Raw genomic sequence first — 21,529 nt, 5'->3', positions numbered from 1 at the left:
AATGCTTAATGTATTTTTAAAGAATCATGATTATAAATATGAAGTTAGTGAATTATTAAAATTGTTTACATCTCAATTTGAATTTGTAGAAGATGAAGATATACAAGATAATATTTTAGTTAATGAGGTAAATGTAAAAGACAATTTGATAATATCTAAAACATATTTTTATCAAAATAATAAGCTTGCACTTCACTATGAAGAAGAAGGGTTAATAGATGAATTAGATTATGATGATAAAATGATACGAAAAGAAAGTAAAATAATAATAAAAAGAAGTATATTTAAGGTATTGACCAAGATATATAAATCATTTGTTCCATGGGGTATTTTAACAGGTATTAGGCCTACCAAAATAGTACATGAGCTTATAGATGAGAATAAATCAAAAAAAGATATAGAGGATATACTAAAAAAGAAATACCAGATGGATGAGAGTAAGATAGATCTTGCATACAATATAGCTTGTGTAGAAAGAAAGTTTGTGTATCCCATAGATGAAAATAAAATAGCTTTATATATAAGTATACCATTTTGTCCAACTAGATGTGTTTACTGTTCTTTTCCTTCAAATACTTTAAAGCAATGGGGACATCTTAAGAAAGAATACTTAAACTGCCTTATAACAGAAATAAAAGGTGTATCTGAGATAGTTAAAAAAACTAATAAAGAGATCGAAACTGTATATATAGGTGGAGGAACACCAACTACTCTTGAAGCTGATGAGCTTTCTTTACTGATAGATTCTTTATATGAAAATTTTGATCTTTCTAAAATGAAGGAATTTACAGTTGAGGCTGGAAGAGTAGACACTATAACAAGAGAAAAGTTAAATGTGCTTAAAGAAAAGTCTGTTTCGAGAATAAGTATTAACCCTCAGACTATGAATAATGAAACTTTAAAAGAAATAGGAAGAACTCATAGTGTAGAAGAAATTAAAGATTGTTTTCACATGGCTAGAGAAATTGGTTTTGATAATATAAATATGGACATTATTTTGGGACTTCCAAAAGAAACTCCTGAGATGGTTGAGAATACTTTAAAAGAAATATTAAAGCTAGATCCTGAGAGCTTGACTGTTCATACTATGGCAATAAAAAGAGCTTCAAGGCTTAATGAAAATATAGATAACTATGAATTTAGCCACTATATGGATATGGTTAAGATGATAGATATATCTATGGAATATGCTTATAAAATGAATCTTATACCATATTATATGTACAGACAAAAACATATGCTTGGAAATCTTGAAAATATAGGATATGCTAAGAAGGGATTTGAATGCATATATAATATACAAATAATGGAAGAAAAACAAACGATATATGCTTTAGGAGCAGGAGCTAATTCTAAGATAGTATATATAGACGAAAATAGAATTGAGCGAGTTGCTAATGTCAAAAATATAGAACACTATATAAATAGAGTGGATGAAATGATTAAGAAAAAAGAAGAGGAGGTTTTAAAAGATGCCGATTAAAGCGCCAAGAGGAACTAAAGATGTACTGCCTAAGGACTCTTATAAATGGACTTATGTAGAAAATTTATTTAGAGAGGTATGCTCTTTATTTGGATATAAAGAAATAAGAACTCCTGTGTTTGAAAGTACAGATCTTTTCAAAAGAGGAGTAGGAGAGACTACTGATATAGTTCAAAAGGAAATGTATTCATTCCAAGATAATGGAGGAAGAGATATAACTTTAAAGCCAGAAGGAACAGCAGGTGCTGTTAGAGCTTTTATTGAAAATAAGCTTTATGCAGATGCACAACCTTCAAAGTTATTTTATATAACTCCATGTTTTAGATATGAAAGACCACAGGCTGGAAGAATGAGACAGTTTCATCAGTTTGGAGTTGAAGCGTTTGGAAGTGAGTCTGCTTCTATAGATGCAGAGGTTATGGCTCTTGCTATGGAGTTTTTCAAAAGAGTAGGACTTGAAAAATTAGAACTTAGAATAAATTCTATAGGATGCCCTAAGTGTAGAAAGGAATACAATGATAAGTTAAGAGGTTATTTAAAAGAAAAGCTTGATACATTATGTAATACTTGTCAAACTAGATATGAAAAAAATCCTCTTAGAATACTTGATTGTAAGAATGAAGATTGTCAAAGTCAAATAAAGGATGCTCCTTTAATGATAGATAATATATGTGATGATTGTAAAAATCACTTTGAAAAAGTAAACACATATCTAGATAGCATGGGTATAAACTATGTTGTAGATCCTAAGATAGTTAGAGGACTTGATTATTATACTAAGACTGCTTTTGAAATAATTTCACAAGATATAGGAGCTCAAAGCACTGTATGCGGTGGAGGAAGATATGATGGACTTGTTGAACAATTAGAAGGGCCAAAGACTCCAGGTATAGGATTTGGTATGGGTATAGAGAGACTTTTATTAACTCTTGAAAACAACAATATAGAAATACCTAAAGAAGAGGGTATAGATATATTTGTAGTTACAATCGGAGAAAAAGCTGAAATAGAAAGTTTTAAAATTATAAAAGCTTTAAGATCAAACAATATATCTTGCGATAAAGACCATATAGGTAAGAGTGTAAAGGCACAGTTCAAATATTCTGATAAAATCAATGCTAAATACACTATAGTACTTGGTGATGATGAAATAGAAAAAGATCTAGCAACGCTTAAGAATATGCAAACATCAGAACAAACAGAGATAAAATTAAGCGAAATAGCAGATGTACTAAAAAACATGATTTAAGGGAGGATTACATATGGAAAGCTTAGGTGGATTAAAAAGAACACATTATTGTGGAGACTTAAGAGAGTCTAACATAGGTGAAGAAGTAGTATTAATGGGATGGGTACAAAAGAAAAGAAATTTAGGTGGATTAGTATTCGTAGACTTAAGAGATGTAAAAGGAATATGTCAAATAGTATTTGATACTGATGTATCTAAAGAGGCGTTTGAAAAAGCTGAAAAATTAGGATCTGAATACGTTATAGCTATAAAGGGAAAGGTTCTTGAGAGACAATCTAAGAATCCTAATATGCCAACAGGAGATATAGAAATATTTGCAGATCAAATAAAGATTTTAAATAAATCAGAAACTCCTCCTATTTATATAAAGGATGATGATGAGGTTTCAGAAAATTTAAGACTTAAGTATAGATACTTAGATTTAAGAAAGCCGTCTATGCAAAAGAACTTAATTTTAAGACATAAAGTAGCAAATATAGTTAGAAATTATTTATCTGATAATAACTTCTTAGAGATAGAAACTCCGTTTTTAAACAAACCAACACCAGAAGGAGCGAGAGATTACTTAGTTCCAAGTAGAGTAAATGAAGGAAAGTTCTATGCTTTACCTCAATCTCCTCAGTTATTTAAACAACTTTTAATGGTATCTGGTATGGATAGATACTTCCAAATAGTAAAGTGTTTTAGAGATGAAGATTTAAGAGCTGATAGACAACCAGAATTTACTCAAATAGACTGCGAAATGTCATTTGTTGAAATAGATGATGTAATTGATATAATGGAAAAAATGCTTCAAAAAATATTTAAAGAAATATCAAATGTTGATATACAACTTCCATTCCCTAGAATGACATATAAAGAATCTATGGAAAGATACGGATGTGATAAGCCAGATGTAAGATTTGGATTTGAGCTTAAAAACATATCTGATATAGTTAAGGATTGTGGATTTAAAGTATTCTCATCAACAGTAGAAAATGGTGGATCTGTTAGAGGTATAAATGTTAAGGGATCTGCTGATAAATTCACTAGAAAGAACATAACTTCTCTTGAAGATTATGCTAAGAACTATGGAGCTAAGGGACTTGCTTGGATGAAAGTAACAAGTGAAGGAGTTACATCTCCAATAGCTAAGTTCTTTGATGAAGAAAAAATGAATTCTATATTAGAAAAAATGGAAGCTTCTGAGGGAGACTTAATATTATTTGTAGCAGATAAGGATAAGGTTGTATTTGATTCTCTTGGAAACTTAAGAAATGAAGTAGCTAAAAGACTTGAAATACTTGATAAGAATGAATTTAAACTTCTATGGGTAACTGAATTCCCATTATTTGAGCATGATGAAGAAGAGAATAGATATGTTGCTATGCATCACCCATTCACATCTCCAATGGATGAAGATTTAGCTAATCTAGATAATGATAAATTAAATGTAAGAGCTAAAGCTTATGATATAGTATTAAATGGATTTGAAATAGGTGGAGGAAGTATAAGAATATCTAATGCAGATATACAAAAGACTATGTTCGGAGCATTAGGATTCAGTGATGAAGAAGCTTATGATAAGTTTGGATTCTTACTTGACGCATTTAAATATGGAACACCACCACATGGAGGTATAGCATTTGGTCTTGATAGACTTGTAATGTTACTTGCTGGAGAAGATAATATAAGACAGGTTATAGCATTCCCTAAAACTCAAAATGCATCTTGTCCTATGACTAATGCACCAGCTGTTGCAGACGATAAGCAATTAGAAGAACTTAATATAAAAGTTGAGTTAGAAGAAAAGTAAATAGATAAAATAAAAAGTCTGTCAACAAAATTTGTTGGCAGACTTTTTATTTATAATTTGACATTTTACTACATAGACAAGTATAATGAAGATAAATATATACTGGTATGAGGTATCTAAAGGAGAGATTAAATTGAGAAAGATCATAGAAGAATTTGGAATATTTGCGGTTGCTTTTTTAGCTATTTTAGTAATTATGAAATTATTTAAAGGTAATATTGATATGATATCTTATAGCAACATAACTCTTATATTTGCATTGAGCTTGATAAATATAGCATTCAGACACTGGCTTAATACTGCAAAAGACAAGTATAGTATGAGTGCTAGGAATTTTGACTTTATAAGAAGAATGACTATGATTGGAATAATTGCTGTTTATTTTTATTTCAAACAATAAGGAGTTGTAAAAAATGAATGAAATGGCTGAAAAAAGTAAAAAAGATAAAGATGCTATAATAAAAAGACTTAGAAGAATAGAAGGACAAGTTAAAGGCATTCAAAAGATGATAAATGAAGATAAATATTGTGTTGATATACTAATACAGATTGCAGCAATACGTTCTGCAATAGATAAGGTAGGGGGTATAATGCTTGAGAATCATGTAAAAGGATGTGTAAAAAACACAATTGATAATTCTAATGATATTGAGGAAAAAGATAGAGTTATAGATGAGCTTGTAAATACAATGCTTAAATTTATGAAGTAGGTGATTGTGATGAGACAAACAGGTGTTGTGGTAAGTACTAATGAAAATACAGCTATTTTAAAGATGCAAAGACATTCAGCTTGTGCAAGCTGTGGTGGATGCGGAATGGGAAAAGAAGAAGGTAAGGATATACAAATAGAGGCAATCAATAAAATTGGTGCTGCTAAGGGAGACTTTGTTGAAGTAGATGTCAGTACTCCTAATGTATTAAAGGCTGCGGCTATAGCATATGTTATACCTTTGATAGTTTTATTTGTTGGAATAGTTATATCAAATAAAGTATTAACAGCTATAAATTATAGCTCAAATGTAGAAACTATGAGCGCTATAATAGGAGCTTTTTTAATGAGTATAGTATTTATTATAATAAAAAAGAATGAACCTAAATTTAAAAAGAGTGAAGAGTATACTCCTATTATAACTAATATAGCTGAGGAGACGACTATATAAATAAAAAAATGCTGATTAATATTAATCAGCATTTTTTTATTTATATAGTCAATGCGTAGCATTGGACGAATTTTTTTTATTTCTTCTTTTAAACATTTTTGCTGTAGATGAGACTAATACAACACCTATTGCTATTGATCCAGCTATAAATATAGTATCACTTCCAGTTTTAGCTGCACTATAGAAATCGTTGTTTATGATATCTAGCATAGTTAAATACATTCCATAACCTGGAACTAAAGGAACTATACCTGGAATTATGAATACTGTAACGGGTTTTCTGTTTACTCTTGCAAACATCTCGCCTAATAAGCCTATTACAGTTGCGGCTATAAAGCTTGATAAAGAAGCTGAATTAGTTATATTATTCATATAAATATATAATGTCCAGCCTATACTTCCAGTAAGTGAAGCATATAAGAGATCTTTTTTCTGGACATTAAAAAATATGCAAAATCCTATTGTAGCTAAAAATGAGTAGATAAAGTGAAGATATAAGCTCATTAGAATGCACCTCCGAACCAGTTAACCCATAGTTGGAATACTATACCTATTCCAACAGCTATACATATAGCAATGAATATAGCTTCAAATATTTTTGCGAGACCTCCTATTAAATCCCCTGATATAAAGTCTCTTAAACCATTTGTAAATGATACTCCGGGAACTAGAGGCATTATAGATCCTACTATTATCATATCAAGACTTTTTCCTATTCCAAACAGTGTAAAAAGTATACCTAGTAGTCCTATAGTAGATGAGGCTACAATTGTTGATAAAAATGAAGTATCACTTATCTTATCTATTTCATCTGCTATGAATATTGATACCATAGAGATAATAAAAGCAGATATAAAATCTAAAAACTCTCCTCCGAACATAAGTGAAAAAAATCCACCTATAACTCCTGTAAAGAAAATTCTTACAGGAAAAGAGTATTTATCTGCATTTTCTATTTTTTTTAATGCAGATAAAGCTTGAGGTACTGTCATATTAGAATTTACATAGTCTCTTGAAAAGTTATTTACCATAGACACTTTGTCGAGATTTAGACTTCTGTTTTTAATTCTTTTGATAAAGCTTATACCATCCATTCTATCGTCTGATACAAATATTCCCGTGGGGGTTACAAATGCATTCACGTGATTTATACTTTTAGACATACATATTCTAATTATAGTATCTTCCACCCTGTATATTTCTGCCCCGTTTTTAAGCATTATTTCTCCAGCATAAAGAGCAATTCTCAGTATTCCTTTTTTTTGTGTTATAGTCAAAAAACCCACCCCCTTATGAAAAATGCATACTAGAAAATTATATCAAAATTTTGTTAAAAAATCTTAAAAGTTTTGAAAAAATATTAAAAATAAAAGGAGTATTGCAAACTATATATAAATATAATTTAAGGAGAAAAAATATGGAGGAGGTAAAATATGAATTTTGAAAATCTAATAAAAGAAGACAAGCAAGTATATGATGCTTTAGCAAATGAAATTGATAGACAAAATAGGAACATAGAACTTATAGCGTCTGAAAATTCAGTATCTTTAGCTGTTATGGAGGCTATGGGTAGTCATCTTACAAACAAATATGCAGAGGGGTATCCAGGCAAGAGGTATTATGGAGGGTGTGAACATATAGATGTTATAGAAAATCTAGCTATAGATAGACTTAAAGATATATTTGGAGCAGATCATGCTAATGTACAACCTCATTCAGGAGCTAATGCAAATTTAGGAGTCTATTTTGCAATATTAAGTCCAGGGGATAAAGTTATGGGTATGAATTTATCTCAAGGTGGTCATTTAACTCATGGTTCCCCTGTTAATATATCTGGAAATTATTTTGATTTTACAGAATACGGTGTTTGTAAAGAGAATGGAACGATAGATTATGATGATGTTAGAAAGAAAGCACATGAAGTAAAACCGAAGCTTATAGTAGCTGGAGCTAGTGCATATCCAAGAGAAATAGATTTTAAAAAGTTCAAGGAAATTGCTGATGAAGTTGGAGCTATGTTAATGGTTGATATGGCACATATAGCTGGGCTTGTTGCTGCAGGACTTCATCAAAATCCATGTGAGGTAGCTGATTTTGTAACTACTACTACTCATAAAACTTTGAGAGGGCCAAGAGGAGGAGTTATACTTTGTAAGAGTGAATATGCAAAGGCAATTGATAAAGCAATATTCCCTGGAATACAAGGTGGACCACTAGAGCATATTATAGCTGCTAAAGCTGTAAGCTTTAAAGAAGCTTTACAAGATGATTTTAAGAATTATCAACAACAAATAATTAAAAACAGCAAAAAGTTAGCTGATGAATTGATAGATAGAGGATTTGATTTGGTGACAGGTGGAACTGATAATCATCTTATCCTTTTGGATCTTAGAAATAAGAATATAACTGGAAAAGAAGCAGAAAAGATACTTGATGAGGCTCATATAACGGTTAATAAAAATGCTATACCTTTTGATCCAGAAAGTCCTTTTGTAACTAGTGGAGTAAGAATAGGAACTCCAGCTATTACAACTAGAGGTATGAAAGAAGATGAAATGAAGACTATAGCTGAAGCAATAGATCTTTGTATAACTCATAGAGAAGTTAAAAAGGCAGGAGAGATTATAAAAAATCTTACTGATGAATTTGTCTTATATTAGAATAATATGTAGAACGTTTAAAAATTAACTTAAAAATTTGAATTGCATTAATTTTGTGTAAATTATATGATATATATACAAATATATACATTAAAGTTTCAAATTTTGGGGGATAGGGATATGAATACTAAAGATTATATTAAGTTAATGCAAAACATTTTGCACTATATAGAAGATGGAATTCATGTTATCGATAATGAGGGAAATACTGTTGTATATAATAAAGCCATGGCAGAACTTGAACAAATGAAAGAAACGGATGTATTAAATAAAAATTTGCTAGATATATTTAATGGATTAAATGAAGAGACCAGTACTCTTTTAAAAGTACTAAATAGTGGACATATTATAAAAGATAAAAAGCAAACTTACCTAAATAAATACAAAAACGAAATTACTACTGTAAATACTACAATACCTGTCATTGATAATGGAAAAACACTAGGAGCTATTGAAATATCTAAGAATATAACTAAAATGAAAGAACTTTCAGAAGAAATATTGACCCTTCACAGAGAAAAATCAAATCCGAAAAAAATAATTCAAAATAAGATTAAAAAATATACATTTGAAAACATAATAGGAGAGAGTGAAACTTTTAAAAAAGCTGTATCTCTAGCTAAAAGAGCATCTAAAACTCCAGCTCCTGTTTTTATATATGGAAAAACAGGAACTGGAAAAGAACTTTTTAGTCAAAGTATACACTATGAAGGAGTAAGAAAGAACAAGCCTTTTATAGCTCAAAACTGTGCAGCTCTTCCTGAAAGCTTGCTTGAGGGAATTTTGTTTGGAACAGAAAAGGGTGGGTTCACAGGAGCTATAAGTAGACCTGGATTATTTGAACAGGCTAACAAGGGAACTTTGTTATTAGATGAGATAAACTCTATGCCAGTAGAGCTTCAGGCTAAGCTTTTAAGGGTTTTACAAGAAGGTTATATAAGGCGAATTGGTGGAATAAAGGATATTCCTATAGATGTTAGGATAATAGCCACAACTAATGAAGAACCTACAAAATTGTTAAAAGAAAACAAGCTTAGAAAAGATCTCTACTATAGACTTAATGTAATATCTATATACATTCCTTCTTTGAATGAAAGAGAAGATGATATAATACTTCTAGCAGATTACTTTATAAAAAAATATAATAGCAAATTAGATAAAAATGTTAAGAAGATAGATAAAGAAGCAAAAAGATCATTATTAAATTATAAGTGGCATGGTAATATAAGAGAACTTGAGAATACTATATATTCAGCCATTAGTATGCTTGATTATGAAGATACTATTAGTGTTGAGAACTTAAATATTGATATTAATAACTGCGAAGATGTACAAAACAATCTAAATATATCAAATGAAAAATGTTTAGATGAATTGTTAAAAGAAATCGAAGTTGATTTTATAACAAGGGCTTTAATAAGTAATGAGAAAAACATTACAAAATCAGCAAAACAGTTGGGAATAAAAAGACAAACTCTTCAGCATAAAATTAAAAAATATAATATTTAATTAAGCAAATATATTTGCACTTTTATGCAAATATATTTGCTTTTTTTATTTCTAAAAATGTAATTTGTATATAAAAATAAAACTGTATATTTGTTAAAAAAAGAACGATTATTCTGAAAGTTATGAAAAAACTGGAGGTGAGTGTTATTAAAATTGAATTTTCTGAATATTAAAATAAAGTGGCACACTTGTTGCTATATTTATTAGTGCAAGAAACTATAATATACGAAAATAGAATATTTAAGGGGGAAACAGTATGGAAAACATTAGAGTTGGTATTTGGGGATTTGGAGCTATGGGAAGCGGAATGGCTAACATGCTATTAAAAAAAGAAGGAGTAGAGATAGTAGCTGTTTGTGATAAACATGAAGCTAGAGTAGGAAAAGATATATATGAAGTTTTAGGTGTTGATAGAAAAGATAGAAAAGAAATAATAATAAAATCTAATGAAGAAGAGGCCTTTGAAGAAAAGTGTGCGGATGTAGTTTTACTTGCTACTGATTCATTTACAAAAGGAGCTTTTGATAAAATAAAATTTGTTTTAGAAAGAAAAATAAATGTAATATCTACTGCAGAGGAAATGTCTTATCCAGATGCACAAGAACCAGAACTTGCTAAGATAATAGATGAAATAGCTAAAGAAAATCATGTATCTGTACTTGGAACAGGAATCAATCCAGGATTTGTACTTGATTTATTGATACTTGCTCTTACAGGAACTTGTGAAAGAGTAGATCATATAAAAGCATCAAGAGTAAATGATTTATCTCCATTTGGTCATGCTGTTATGGTAGAACAAGGTGTTGGAGTTACTCCTGAAGAGTTTGAAAAAGGAGTTAAAAATGGAGAAATAGCAGGACATGTAGGATTCCCTGAATCTATAAAGATGATTACAGATGGAATAGGATGGGATCTAGAAAAGGTAGATCAAACAAGACAATCAATAGTATCTAATGTATATAGACAAAGTCAATATGCAGAGGTTCAAGCTGGAAATGTAGCTGGTTGTAAGCAATGTGGTTATGGATATGTAGATGGGGAAGTTAAGGTTGAAATGGAACATCCACAACAAATACTACCTAATCTTGAAGGTGTTGATACAGGAGATTATGTACAAATTAAGGGAGTACCAGATATATCTCTTCAAATAAAACCAGAAATACCAGGAGGAATAGGAACTATAGCTATGTGTGTTAATAGTATTCCTCATGTTATAAATGCAAGACCAGGACTTAAAACTATGTTAGATATTCCTGTACCGAGAGCTATTATGGGAGATATGAGAAACATGGTTGAAGAAAAAAAAGAATGCGGATGCGGATGCTGTTAGGGGTGAGTTGAATGAATGTTAAAAAAGGAGATTGGGTTTTAGTTCACAATGTGATATTAAATCCAGATCAAAGAGCACCACAGGTTCCAGACGATACTAAAAAAGTACCTCTTGAAATGTGGGTAAAAGGATTTTTAAATCATGATGCATCTATAAATGATGAAGTTGAGATAACTACTATAACTAAAAGAATAGTCAAGGGTAAGCTTGTAGAAACAAATCCATATTATAAGCATGATTATGGAAAATGTATTCCTGAACTTTTACAAATAGGTCTTCAACTAAAAGGTATTTTATTTGGAGGTGAAGACTGTGAGTAAAGATATGAGCTATTTAGGAGTAATGTCTAGAAGAAATGAAATAATGAAAAATGCTGTTGGAATAGATTATGAGTTATTTGAATCGGGCACTGTAGATTTTGACTATGAAAAGATGATGAGAGAAACAGGATATACTTTGGATGAAATGCAAAATATTCAAAAGGATGTATCTATATGTAATACTCCTTTGATAGAGCTTAAAAATATAACTGAACTTGCAAGAAAGTGTTCATCAAAAGGAAAAGGAGCAAGAATATTTATAAAGGATGAAGCGTCTAGCCCATCTGGAAGCTTCAAGGCGAGACGTGCTGCAAATGCTGTATATCATGCTAAAAAGCTAGGATATAAGGGGGTAATTGCTGCAACTAGTGGTAATTATGGAGCTGCTGTTGCATCACAAGCTGCAATGCAAGGACTTAAATGCATTATAGTTCAAGAATGTTATGATAGCCAAGGTAAAGGTCAACCAGAGATTATAGAAAAAGCTAGAAAGTGTGAGGCATATGGAGCAGAGGTTATTCAATTAAGTGTAGGACCAGAGTTGTTTTATACATTTTTAAGATTATTAGAAGAAACGGGATACTTTAATGCATCTTTGTATACTCCTTTTGGAATTGCAGGAGTTGAAACATTAGGATATGAGATAAGCATGCAGTTTAGAGAAAAAGAAGGAAGAGATCCTGATGTTGTAGTTTGTACCAATGCAGGTGGAGGAAATTTAACTGGTACAGCAAGAGGCCTTATTAAAGCTGGAGCTTTTGATACTAAGGTTGTAGGAGCTAGTGTTAACTTAAAAGGTCTACATATGGCGTCTGATACTCAATTCAATAAAAAGTCGTTTACAACAGGTCATACTGGATTTGGGATACCATTTTGTACTAATCCAGATAGATCAGATGTTCCAAGATCTGCGGGAAGACCACTTAGATATATGGATAGATATGTAACTGTAAATCAAGGAGAGGTATTTTATATGACAGAAGCATTAGCTCAAATAGAAGGCCTTGAAAGAGGTCCTGCTGGAAATACATCACTTGCAGCTGCATTTTGTATAGCTCAAGAAATGGATGAGGATAAGATAATTGTTGTCCAAGAAACTGAATATACTGGAGCTGGTAAGCATATTCAGCCACAACTTACATTTGCAAGAGAAAATGGTATAGATATAAGATTTGGAAATCCAGAGGATGAAGTTGCTGGAGAGAGTATAATACTTCCTAGCCACCCATCTATGATTAAAATTAAAGATCTGGATTTAAATAAAATTAAAAGATCATATATTAAAAATTGTATAGAAAGAATCAACTTAACTGAAATCAACGAGAAGGATTTAGAATTTTTAGTTAAAGATACTAAGTCTAGTTATGAATTTGTAAAAGAAATATTAAAAGAACTTGGTGTTAATTGTTTGAAAGAAAATTTGGGGGTGTAAATTTTGAAAAGAGCAGATGATTTTAAAGAGAGAAGAGTACATTTAGCTAATTTATCAGATCAAGAATTATACGATAGATTTTGGGAACTTGCTGGAAAAATAGTAGATCCTCTTTTGGAGCTTGGCAAAAATAACACAACACCATCAGTAGAAAGATCTGTTTTACTTAGAATGGGATTTTCAAGCCTTGAAGCTAAGCCTTTAGTTGATGGTGCTATGGATAGAAATCTTATGAGAAAAGGGGTTGGACATATAGTTTATAGAGTAGCTAAAGATAAAAACTTATCTATTAGAGAAGCTGGCCTTAGTATGATAGACGGAAAATATTGGGATCATGCTCTTGAAGTGTTCGGAAAAGATAAGGCTGAAGCTACTGTATAGATATTAAAGGGGGGAAAGAAAAATATGAAAAAACTAGATGTTAATGAGAAATTAGATATAAGAAATATATTAGATGATTTGGAGAACTACAGACCTAAAAGAAGAGGTTGGACTTGGAGAGAAAATAAAGAAATAGAAATGGGAGGACACAAGTACTCTGATTGTTCACCTGCTCTTAAAAATTCAATAGGAATACCCGCTGCTGTTAGATATTTTGAAAATTTGGATCCTCAACCAAAAGAAGTTATAACTACAGAAATTGCTTCTGGTAGATTTGAGGATGATATAAGAAGAATGAGAATGGCTGCATGGCATGGAGCAGATCATTTAATGGTTATTAGAACTGCTGGTCAATCTCATTATGATGGATTAATAGAGGGATCGCCTCAAGGTATAGGAGGTATTCCTGTTACAAGAAAGCAAGTTAGAGCTCAAAGAAAAGCTGTTGATTTAATAGAAGAAGAAGTAGGAAGACCTATAAACTACCATTCTTATGTATCAGGAGTAGCTGGTCCTGATATAGCTGTAATGTTTGCAGAAGAAGGGGTTAATGGAGCTCATCAAGATCCACAGTACAACGTATTGTATAGAAATATAAACATGATAAGGTCTTATATTGATGCAGCTGAATCTAAGAAGATTATGGTTTGGGCAGATATAGCTCAAATAGATGGTGCTCATAATGCAAATGCAACTGCAAGAGATGCTTGGAAGGTTATGCCAGAGCTTATGGTACAACATGCTATAAACTCTATATTCTCACATAAAGTAGGTATGAAAAAAGAAGATATATGCTTATCAACTGTACCTCCATCAGCAGCTCCAGTTCCGTGTATTAAGTATGATTTACCTTATGCTGTTGCCCTAAGAGATTTATTTGATGAGTATAGAATGAGAGCTCAACAAAATACTAAGTATGTTACATCTTCTTCAAGAGAGGCTACTGTAACTCATGTTATGAATATGATGATATCTAAGCTTACTAGAGCGGATATTCAATCTACTATAACTCCTGATGAGGGAAGAAATGTGCCATGGCATATGTATAACATAGAAGCATGTGATACTGCTAAGCAAACTCTAGTAGGTCTTGATGGATTACTTGAGATGGTTGAACTTAAAAAGGAAGGATACTTAGGCGATAAGGTTAGAGAATTAAAAGAAAGAGCTATTCTTTACATGGAAGAAATGCTTGAAGTTGGAGGATACTTTGAATCAGTAGAAAAAGGATTCTTCGTAGACTCTGGAATGTATCCTGAAAGAAATGGAGATGGAATAGCTAGAAAAATAAATGGTGGAATAGGTGCAGGATATGTATTCGAAAGAGATGAAGATTATATGGCTCCTGTAACTGCACACTTTGGATATAATAACGTTGCTCAATATGATGAAAATGCTATAGATAATCCATCTTCATTAATTGGTGGATGTACTTTTGAAGATCCTGAAAAGATAGTTTATATAGATGAGCTTGATGAAAATGATAATGTATTCAATCGTCTAGATGAAAAGGAAAAATACAGAAATTCAAACTTTATAAAACCAGAAGTAGAATGGCTTGCTGATGGAACAGTTCAAGTTGAATTATTCCTTCCAACAAGCAGTAGAGTAGCTGAATTTGCAGCTGTTGAATTTGCTAAGAAAATGAACCTTCAAGATCCTGAGGTTATACATGTTGAAATGATGCACCCATCAGAGGGAACAAGAGTCCAAGTAAAAGGAAAATTAGATGCTGATCTTGATATAAGCACGCTTGAAATACCTCCAGAGCCTGAACTTATGAGTGATGAAGAACTTTGGAGTGAGATAGAAAAAAGACCTATGAAGGTAGTTGCAGCAACAGTTGGAGAAGATGAGCATTCAGTTGGTCTTCGCGAGGTTATAGATATTAAACATGGTGGAATAGAAAAATGGGGAATTGAGGTTGAATACTTAGGAACTTCTTGCCCGATAGAAAAACTTATAGATGCTGCAATAGAGTTAAATGCAGATGCAGTACTTGCATCAACTATAATAAGTCACGATGATATTCACTATAAGAATATGAAAAGACTTCATGAATATGCAATAGAAAAAGGAGTTAGAGATAAAATTATGATAGCTTGTGGAGGAACTCAAGTTACTCCAGAAATAGCAGTTAAACAAGGTGTAGATGCAGGTTTTGGAAAAACTGATAGAGGAATACATGTAGCTACATTCTTTGTAAATAAAAGAAAAGAAAAATTAGCTGAAGCTGAGGCTTAAAATATTTTGAAATATTATATAACTTAGGTTGGAAATAAAGCTTATTTAAATAACGCTCATGTATTAAATATGTTCAATAAAACTAAGTATTACATCTTATTGAATATCCTAAAAGTTCTGAACTCCCGTTGGTTAGACAACGAACTTTTTTAACGGATATTCAAACGATGTAATACAAGTTTTATAAGAAATATTTAAAACAATCGCTAACATTTAAATAAGCTTAATTTTAAATATTGAAAATTTATCTTTATAAAACTTTAAAAGATATTTTTATAAATAAATAGAGAAAATAATAAAACCCCAGAAAGTTTAAAAGATAGTCTAAAGATAGTTTAATGTAGATTTATCCGAAAGCTAAAAGTTCTAAGACTACACACTCTTAAGGGTGTAGATAAGAACTTAACAGCTTCTGGATTAGCTCAACTAGAAATTCAGCTGGAGTAAAAATTCCATCTGAATTAAGTTTCACTTTATTGGATGAAAGGAGGGGAAAAGTTTGAAAATAGATGTTTTAGTAGCTGAAATTGGTAGTACTACTACTGTTGTAAATGCATTTAATGATATAAACACAGATAACCCTAAATTCATAGGACAGGGTCAAGCTCCTACTTCAGTTCTTGAAGGAGATGTGAGGATTGGATTAAATGGAGCGATAGATAGTCTTGCTAAAAGCTTAGGCGAAGATAAGGTCGAATATGAAGAGATGCTTGCTACATCAAGTGCAGCAGGTGGGCTTAAGATGACTGTTCATGGACTTGTGTATGATATGACTGCAAAGGCTGCAAAGGAAGCAGCACTTGGAGCAGGAGCTATTGTACATAATGTTACTGCTGGAAGACTTAGAAGAACAGATTTGAAAAAAATAAAAGAGTCACGACCAAATATTATATTAATAGCTGGTGGGGTAGATTTTGGAGAAAGAGACACAGCACTTTATAATGCAGAACTTATAGCAGATATGAATCTTAATATACCTATTATCTACGCTGGTAATGTAGAAAATCAAGAAGAGATAAAGCTTATATTTGAAGATATGAAATCCAAACTATATATAGTCGATAATGTATATCCTAAGATAGATTTATTGAATGTAGAGCCGACGAGAAAAGTAATACAAGATGCTTTTGAAGATCATATAATACATGCACCTGGAATGGAACATGTAAGAGAACTTGTAAATGGACCTATTATACCAACTCCTGGTTCTGTAATGGAGAGTGCGAAACTATTGTATGAAGAAATAGGGGATTTAATAGTATTTGATGTAGGTGGGGCAACAACAGATCTACACTCAGTTACAGCTGGAAGCGACAAGATAAGTAGAATACTTTTAAGTCCAGAGCCATTAGCAAAAAGAACTGTAGAAGGTGATCTTGGAGTATATATAAATATGAAAAATATAGTCGATTTAATAGGCAAAGATAAACTATCTAAAGAACTTGGATTTGATTCTAAGAATTTAATAGAAAATCATGTTCCTATCCCAAAAACTAAAGAGCAAATAAAGTTTGTTGAAAGATTAGCTCAAGAAGCAACATTAAGAGCATGTGATAGACATGCGGGTATAGTTAGAGATTTATATGGTGCAGGAGGCAGAACATCTATAGCTGAAGGAAAGGACTTAACAGAAGTTAAGTATATAGTGGGTACTGGAGGCGCTTTGACTAGATTACCTCAAAGAATAGAAATAATGGAGTCAATAGCAAAATCAAATACAACAAAGACGAAGTTGTTTCCATTAGAGGAAGCTGAAATACTTGTTGATAATGATTATATTATGGCCTCTTTAGGAGTTTTATCAAAGAGACATCCTAAGTCGGCTTTACTTCTTATGAAAAAGAGTTTAGGTATATAGGGGGGATGGTATTGTATCCGAGAATAGAGATAGATCTTGATAAATTAAAACATAATGCAAATTTGCTTAGTAAAAAATGTAGGGAACACAATATAGAAACGGCTGTAGTTACAAAGGTGTATTGTGCTTTTCCTGAAATTGTAGATTACTTAAAAGACAGTGGTGTCAAATATATAGCTGATTCCAGAATAAAAAATTTAAAAAAGCTTAGTAGTATAGACCTTGAAAAGATACTCATAAGAATACCTATGCTTACAGAAGTTGAAGATGTAGTAAAGTATTCTGACATAAGTCTTAACTCTGAAATTGAAGTTATAGAAAAGATAGATGAAACTTGTGCAAAATTAAATAAGAAGCATAAAATAGCTTTGATGGTAGACCTTGGGGATTTAAGAGAAGGTTATTTTAAAGAAGATGAATTATTTGAGGTTGTAGGAAAAACTTTAGAACTTAAAAATGTAGAGTTTGTAGGTCTTGGAACGAATTTAACTTGCTATGGAGCTGTAATACCTTCAAAAGAAAACTTAGGAAGATTGTGTGAACTTGGACAAAAAATAGAAGAAAAATTTGATATTAAATTATCTTTTATATCTGGAGGAAATTCAAGTTCTCTTCATTTATTGGATAAAGGTGAAATGCCTTCAAGAGTTACTAATTTAAGACTTGGAGAAGCTATAGCTCTTGGAAAGGAAACCGCTTATTCTCAAGATATAAAAGGAGCTTACCAAGATTCATTTAAGCTAGTATGTGAAATAGTAGAACTTAAAGAAAAACCATCTATTCCTATAGGGGAAATTGGAGTAGATGCATTTGGAAATAAGCCACATTATGAAGATAAAGGTATTAGAAAAAGAGCAATAGTTGGAATAGGAAAGCAGGATACTAATGTAGATGGAATGAGTACGGTTGATCCAAAACAGGAAATATTAGGAGCAAGTTCAGATCACTTGATAGTAGATGTTACAGAAAGTGATAGAGATTATAAGGTAGGAGATACTATAGAATTTAATCTTGAATATGGAGCATTAATGGCAGCTACTACTAGTGATTATGTTAATAAGGTATTTAAGTGTGAAGAAAAATTAGCAGAGAATGTATAAAGAGATAGTCAACCTTAAATGGGTTGGCTATTTTTTAGTTTTTAAATAAAATTAATCTATAAAATGATTTATATATATGACAAAATGTTGACTATATACAACAAAAATAGTATCTTATACATAAGAGGTGGAGTTTTATGGCAAAACGTAAAAAATTATTTAATACAAAAATAAAAGTTCTCAGAACTGAAAAAAAATTGACTCAAGAGGATTTAGCAATAGAGTTAGGGATAAACAGAGGTACTGTTTTAGAGATTGAAAGAGGCACTTTTAATCCTTCTCTTAAACTTGCTTTTGCTATATCTAAATATTTTGATAAGACTGTTGATGAAGTTTTTGAAATTCTGGAGGAGATGGAGGAATAATTAATATGGGGGAACAATTGATAGGTATACATTCGCTATTAGCAACTATTGTGAGTTCAGTATTTTTACTATTAGCTTTGATGGATAAAGATGAATTAGAGAACTTTGCATTTAATAATGCATTAAAAATATCTTCTGTAGTTAATGTGATAGCATTATTAGTATACAGCTTATATTCAATTTCATTAGGACACAAAAATATTGATATTAATGTTATTTTTTATTCAATAGAAGCAATAAGTATAGTGACATTATTACTATATTATATAGATTTAAAAGGTTTTAATTTAAAAGTTAAAATAGAAAATGAGAAATTTATAAATATATTAACATATAGTTCAATTACTATAAGTACTTTAGCAACTATAAGCATGTTATTTGAATTTAAAACTTTTGAAAATACAATAGGATTTATTAGATATGATGAATTGATTTTATTTATTAATGCAATATTTTTTACATTAATAATACCATTACTTCCAAAGCGGAAAAAACTTAATCTAGAAGAATATAAAAAAGAGAAAAAAGAAATAGATAAAAAATTTAAAATGATGTACCTAGTATATATAGTTATTATGGTATTTGTTATTATTTATATTGCTTTAAAAAAATAAACATTGTATAGAAAAAGTGAGGTCTTAAAAATGAAAAAGAATATACATTTAGGAAAGTTACTTACTATAATATTTCTGATACAAACTGGAATGGTATTTTTTGCTGTATATACAGGAATAGATAAGTGGGTTACCAATAAATTTATTGGTACATATATAATTTCTATCATTTTATATATAATATATATAGTAATTATGACTATTATTAATATAAGAAAATTAGAGAGACGAGATCTGAAGAAAAGGGTATTTACGTTTGTTAAATCATTTATATTATTTAGCTTATTAAACTATATTTGCAATTATTTTAAAATATCAAATAGTGGATTACTAAATGCAATTTCGATTGCTTTTGGAGGAGCATTTGGAATAGCTTTTTGGGATGTAGTATTTTTAAAGAAAAAAGAGAAGTATAGTTTAGATTATGTATATAAAAAAGATAATATTAAATAAATTTAGGAGTATATTATGTTTAAATTTAATGGATTAATACCAGAAATGTCTGTTTTGAATATAGAGAAAAGCCTGCATTTTTATTTGAATATTCTTTTGTTTAAATTAGAGTATGAGAGAAAAGAAGACAAGTTTGCTTTAATATCACTGAATAATTCTCAGATTATGATTGAAGAGATAAATGGATATTGGGAAACAGGAGAATTATCATATCCTTTTGGAAGGGGTATTAACTTTCAAATAGAGGTTGATAATATTTATGCATTATATAAAAATATAAAAAAACATGACTATCCTATAAAAATAGATATAGAGGAGAACTGGTATAGGGCAGATGATAAATTAGTGGGACAAAAAGAATTTTTGGTTATGGATCCTGATGGGTATTTGTTAAGGTTTGCACAGGATTTAGGTGAAAGAGAATATAATGTTCAAAATAGTCAACCTTAAGGTTGACTATTTTGTTGTTTTTCTATTTTTTTAATTCGTTTATGAATTCAAGGACGGCTTCTTTTTTAGTGGCCCATGAGGTAACTAATCTAATAGCAGAATTATTATCATCTATTTTTTTCCAAGTGTAAAAATTAAACTTTTTCTCTAATCTTTCGATTATTTTATTTTCTAAGATAGGAAAAATTTGATTAGTTGGAGAGTCTATTAAAAACTTACAATTGGCTTCTTTTAAACCTTCACTCAAAAGATATGCCATTTCATTAGCATGTTTTGCAAGTTCAAAATAAAGGTTGGCGGTAAATAATTCTTCAAACTGTATGCCTAGAAGTTTTCCTTTGGCAAGTAATGCTCCTTTTTGTTTTATATGGTATCTAAAGTCTTCTTTTAAACTTTCTTTTTTTATTACTAAGGCTTCACCAAGAAGTGCTCCGTTTTTAGTTCCACCAATAAAAAATGCATCTGTAAAATTACACATATCAGATAAAGTTAAATCTCCTTCTTTAGCACAAATAGCACAACCTAATCTTGCACCATCTGCATATAATATAAGGTTATTAGACTTACAAAATTCACTAAGATTTTTAAGTTCTTCCTTTGTATATATTGTACCTAGTTCTGTTGGGTTAGAAATATATACAAGTTTTGGCTTTACAACATGTTCATTTAAAGGAGAATTTAATATTTCCTTGATTTTCTCGGGAACTATTTTTCCATCATTTGAATCTATTGTAATTACTTTGTGTCCTGTATACTCAATTGCTCCAGTTTCGTTAACTGCAATATGACCTGTATTAGCAGATACACAAGCTTCATGCGGTCTTAAAAAAGCTCCAATTGCGGTAAGATTTGTTTGAGTTCCTCCAGATATAAGATGAACATCAATATTTTGATTATGTACTAAATTTTTTATTTTAGAAACTGCATTTTGGGTATGACAATCATATCCATACCCTTCTGTTTGTGTCATATTTGTTTTTATTAAAGCGTTCAAAATTTTTGTATGAGCACCTTCACTATAGTCGTTTTTAAAGCTATACATTGTAATCCCCCTTTAATATTAAGTTTTTGAATTGAATGAATCTTCAACTAAATATAGTATATATAAAAAAAGATGAACTTTCAA

At 30.6% G+C, this 21,529-nt stretch carries 22 protein-coding genes; 19 read left to right on the top strand and 3 right to left on the bottom strand.

Annotated features, from left to right (window positions below):
- The first annotated feature begins 1 nt into the window (after position 1).
- The 6 genes from hemZ to P4S50_RS12730 all read left to right on the top strand — a co-directional run bounded on the left by hemZ (position 2) and on the right by P4S50_RS12730 (position 5,687).
- Positions 2 to 1,483, top strand: a complete 1,482-nt coding sequence (hemZ, locus tag P4S50_RS12755; RefSeq protein WP_277731175.1) for a coproporphyrinogen dehydrogenase HemZ — start codon at positions 2 to 4, stop codon at positions 1,481 to 1,483.
- Positions 1,473 to 2,732: a histidine--tRNA ligase gene (hisS, locus tag P4S50_RS12750; protein ID WP_277731174.1), complete on the top strand. Its 1,260-nt coding sequence runs from the start codon at positions 1,473 to 1,475 to the stop codon at positions 2,730 to 2,732. Before hemZ ends, hisS begins: the two co-directional genes overlap by 11 nt.
- 13 nt (positions 2,733 to 2,745) lie before the next feature.
- Positions 2,746 to 4,527 (top strand): aspartate--tRNA ligase, encoded by a 1,782-nt coding sequence (gene aspS / locus P4S50_RS12745; RefSeq protein WP_277731173.1) that lies wholly within the window; start codon positions 2,746 to 2,748, stop codon positions 4,525 to 4,527.
- Positions 4,528 to 4,660: 133 nt separating this feature from the next.
- Positions 4,661 to 4,927, top strand: coding sequence for a hypothetical protein (locus P4S50_RS12740; RefSeq protein ID WP_277731172.1), 267 nt, complete (start codon positions 4,661 to 4,663; stop codon positions 4,925 to 4,927).
- Positions 4,928 to 4,940: 13 nt separating this feature from the next.
- A complete protein-coding gene (locus P4S50_RS12735) occupies positions 4,941 to 5,237 on the top strand; it encodes a metal-sensitive transcriptional regulator (RefSeq protein WP_277731171.1) in 297 nt (98 codons plus the stop codon).
- A gap of 9 nt (positions 5,238 to 5,246) precedes the next feature.
- On the top strand, positions 5,247 to 5,687 hold the full coding sequence (locus P4S50_RS12730) for a SoxR reducing system RseC family protein (protein ID WP_277731170.1): 441 nt from the start codon (positions 5,247 to 5,249) through the stop codon (positions 5,685 to 5,687).
- 48 nt (positions 5,688 to 5,735) lie between these two features.
- Here the strand turns inward: P4S50_RS12730 and P4S50_RS12725 are convergent, their stop codons facing one another.
- Positions 5,736 to 6,191 (bottom strand): threonine/serine exporter family protein, encoded by a 456-nt coding sequence (locus P4S50_RS12725; protein WP_277731169.1) that lies wholly within the window; start codon positions 6,189 to 6,191, stop codon positions 5,736 to 5,738.
- Entirely contained in the window at positions 6,191 to 6,964 is a 774-nt protein-coding gene (locus P4S50_RS12720) for a threonine/serine exporter family protein (protein ID WP_277731168.1), read from the bottom strand. The genes P4S50_RS12725 and P4S50_RS12720 overlap by 1 nt, the downstream gene beginning before the upstream one ends.
- Positions 6,965 to 7,120: 156 nt before the next feature.
- Here P4S50_RS12720 and P4S50_RS12715 point away from each other — a divergent pair, with 156 nt between their 5' ends.
- The 13 genes from P4S50_RS12715 (at position 7,121) to P4S50_RS12655 (ending at position 20,403) form a co-directional block, all read left to right on the top strand.
- Positions 7,121 to 8,347, top strand: a complete 1,227-nt coding sequence (locus P4S50_RS12715; RefSeq protein ID WP_277731167.1) for a serine hydroxymethyltransferase — start codon at positions 7,121 to 7,123, stop codon at positions 8,345 to 8,347.
- A gap of 120 nt (positions 8,348 to 8,467) precedes the next feature.
- Positions 8,468 to 9,856 carry a sigma-54 interaction domain-containing protein gene (locus P4S50_RS12710; RefSeq protein ID WP_277731166.1) on the top strand — a complete coding sequence of 463 codons (1,389 nt, stop codon included), beginning with the start codon at positions 8,468 to 8,470 and terminating at the stop codon, positions 9,854 to 9,856.
- A gap of 256 nt (positions 9,857 to 10,112) precedes the next feature.
- Positions 10,113 to 11,186: a 2,4-diaminopentanoate dehydrogenase gene (gene ord / locus P4S50_RS12705; protein ID WP_277731165.1), complete on the top strand. Its 1,074-nt coding sequence runs from the start codon at positions 10,113 to 10,115 to the stop codon at positions 11,184 to 11,186.
- 11 nt (positions 11,187 to 11,197) lie between these two features.
- On the top strand, positions 11,198 to 11,506 hold the full coding sequence (ortA, locus tag P4S50_RS12700) for a 2-amino-4-oxopentanoate thiolase subunit OrtA (protein WP_277731164.1): 309 nt from the start codon (positions 11,198 to 11,200) through the stop codon (positions 11,504 to 11,506).
- Between the two features lie 4 nt (positions 11,507 to 11,510).
- Positions 11,511 to 12,938, top strand: coding sequence for a 2-amino-4-oxopentanoate thiolase subunit OrtB (ortB, locus tag P4S50_RS12695; protein WP_277734737.1), 1,428 nt, complete (start codon positions 11,511 to 11,513; stop codon positions 12,936 to 12,938).
- Positions 12,939 to 13,319: an ornithine aminomutase subunit alpha gene (locus P4S50_RS12690; protein WP_465245007.1), complete on the top strand. Its 381-nt coding sequence runs from the start codon at positions 12,939 to 12,941 to the stop codon at positions 13,317 to 13,319.
- Positions 13,320 to 13,343: 24 nt separating this feature from the next.
- Positions 13,344 to 15,563: a D-ornithine 4,5-aminomutase subunit OraE gene (gene oraE / locus P4S50_RS12685; RefSeq protein ID WP_277731162.1), complete on the top strand. Its 2,220-nt coding sequence runs from the start codon at positions 13,344 to 13,346 to the stop codon at positions 15,561 to 15,563.
- A gap of 499 nt (positions 15,564 to 16,062) precedes the next feature.
- Positions 16,063 to 17,421, top strand: coding sequence for a GlmL-related ornithine degradation protein (locus P4S50_RS12680; protein WP_277731161.1), 1,359 nt, complete (start codon positions 16,063 to 16,065; stop codon positions 17,419 to 17,421).
- An 11-nt stretch (positions 17,422 to 17,432) separates the two neighbouring features.
- Positions 17,433 to 18,521 carry an ornithine racemase Orr gene (orr, locus tag P4S50_RS12675; protein WP_277731160.1) on the top strand — a complete coding sequence of 363 codons (1,089 nt, stop codon included), beginning with the start codon at positions 17,433 to 17,435 and terminating at the stop codon, positions 18,519 to 18,521.
- 137 nt (positions 18,522 to 18,658) lie between these two features.
- Entirely contained in the window at positions 18,659 to 18,886 is a 228-nt protein-coding gene (locus tag P4S50_RS12670) for a helix-turn-helix transcriptional regulator (protein ID WP_277731159.1), read from the top strand.
- Between the two features lie 5 nt (positions 18,887 to 18,891).
- Positions 18,892 to 19,500 (top strand): hypothetical protein, encoded by a 609-nt coding sequence (locus tag P4S50_RS12665; protein ID WP_277731158.1) that lies wholly within the window; start codon positions 18,892 to 18,894, stop codon positions 19,498 to 19,500.
- Between the two features lie 30 nt (positions 19,501 to 19,530).
- The gene (locus P4S50_RS12660) at positions 19,531 to 19,953 is read left to right on the top strand and encodes a hypothetical protein (protein ID WP_277731157.1); all 423 of its coding nucleotides are present in this window, start codon (positions 19,531 to 19,533) and stop codon (positions 19,951 to 19,953) included.
- Between the two features lie 15 nt (positions 19,954 to 19,968).
- Positions 19,969 to 20,403, top strand: a complete 435-nt coding sequence (locus P4S50_RS12655) for a bleomycin resistance protein (protein WP_277731156.1) — start codon at positions 19,969 to 19,971, stop codon at positions 20,401 to 20,403.
- A gap of 22 nt (positions 20,404 to 20,425) precedes the next feature.
- Here P4S50_RS12655 and P4S50_RS12650 read toward each other — a convergent pair whose 3' ends face one another.
- A complete protein-coding gene (locus tag P4S50_RS12650; RefSeq protein WP_277731155.1) occupies positions 20,426 to 21,445 on the bottom strand; it encodes a threonine aldolase family protein in 1,020 nt (339 codons plus the stop codon).
- Positions 21,446 to 21,529 lie beyond the last annotated feature (84 nt).

Source organism: Tepidibacter hydrothermalis (assembly GCF_029542625.1).
GTDB classification, from domain to species: domain Bacteria; phylum Bacillota; class Clostridia; order Peptostreptococcales; family Peptostreptococcaceae; genus Tepidibacter_A; species Tepidibacter_A hydrothermalis.
This window is presented reverse-complemented; position numbering and strand designations above follow the sequence as displayed.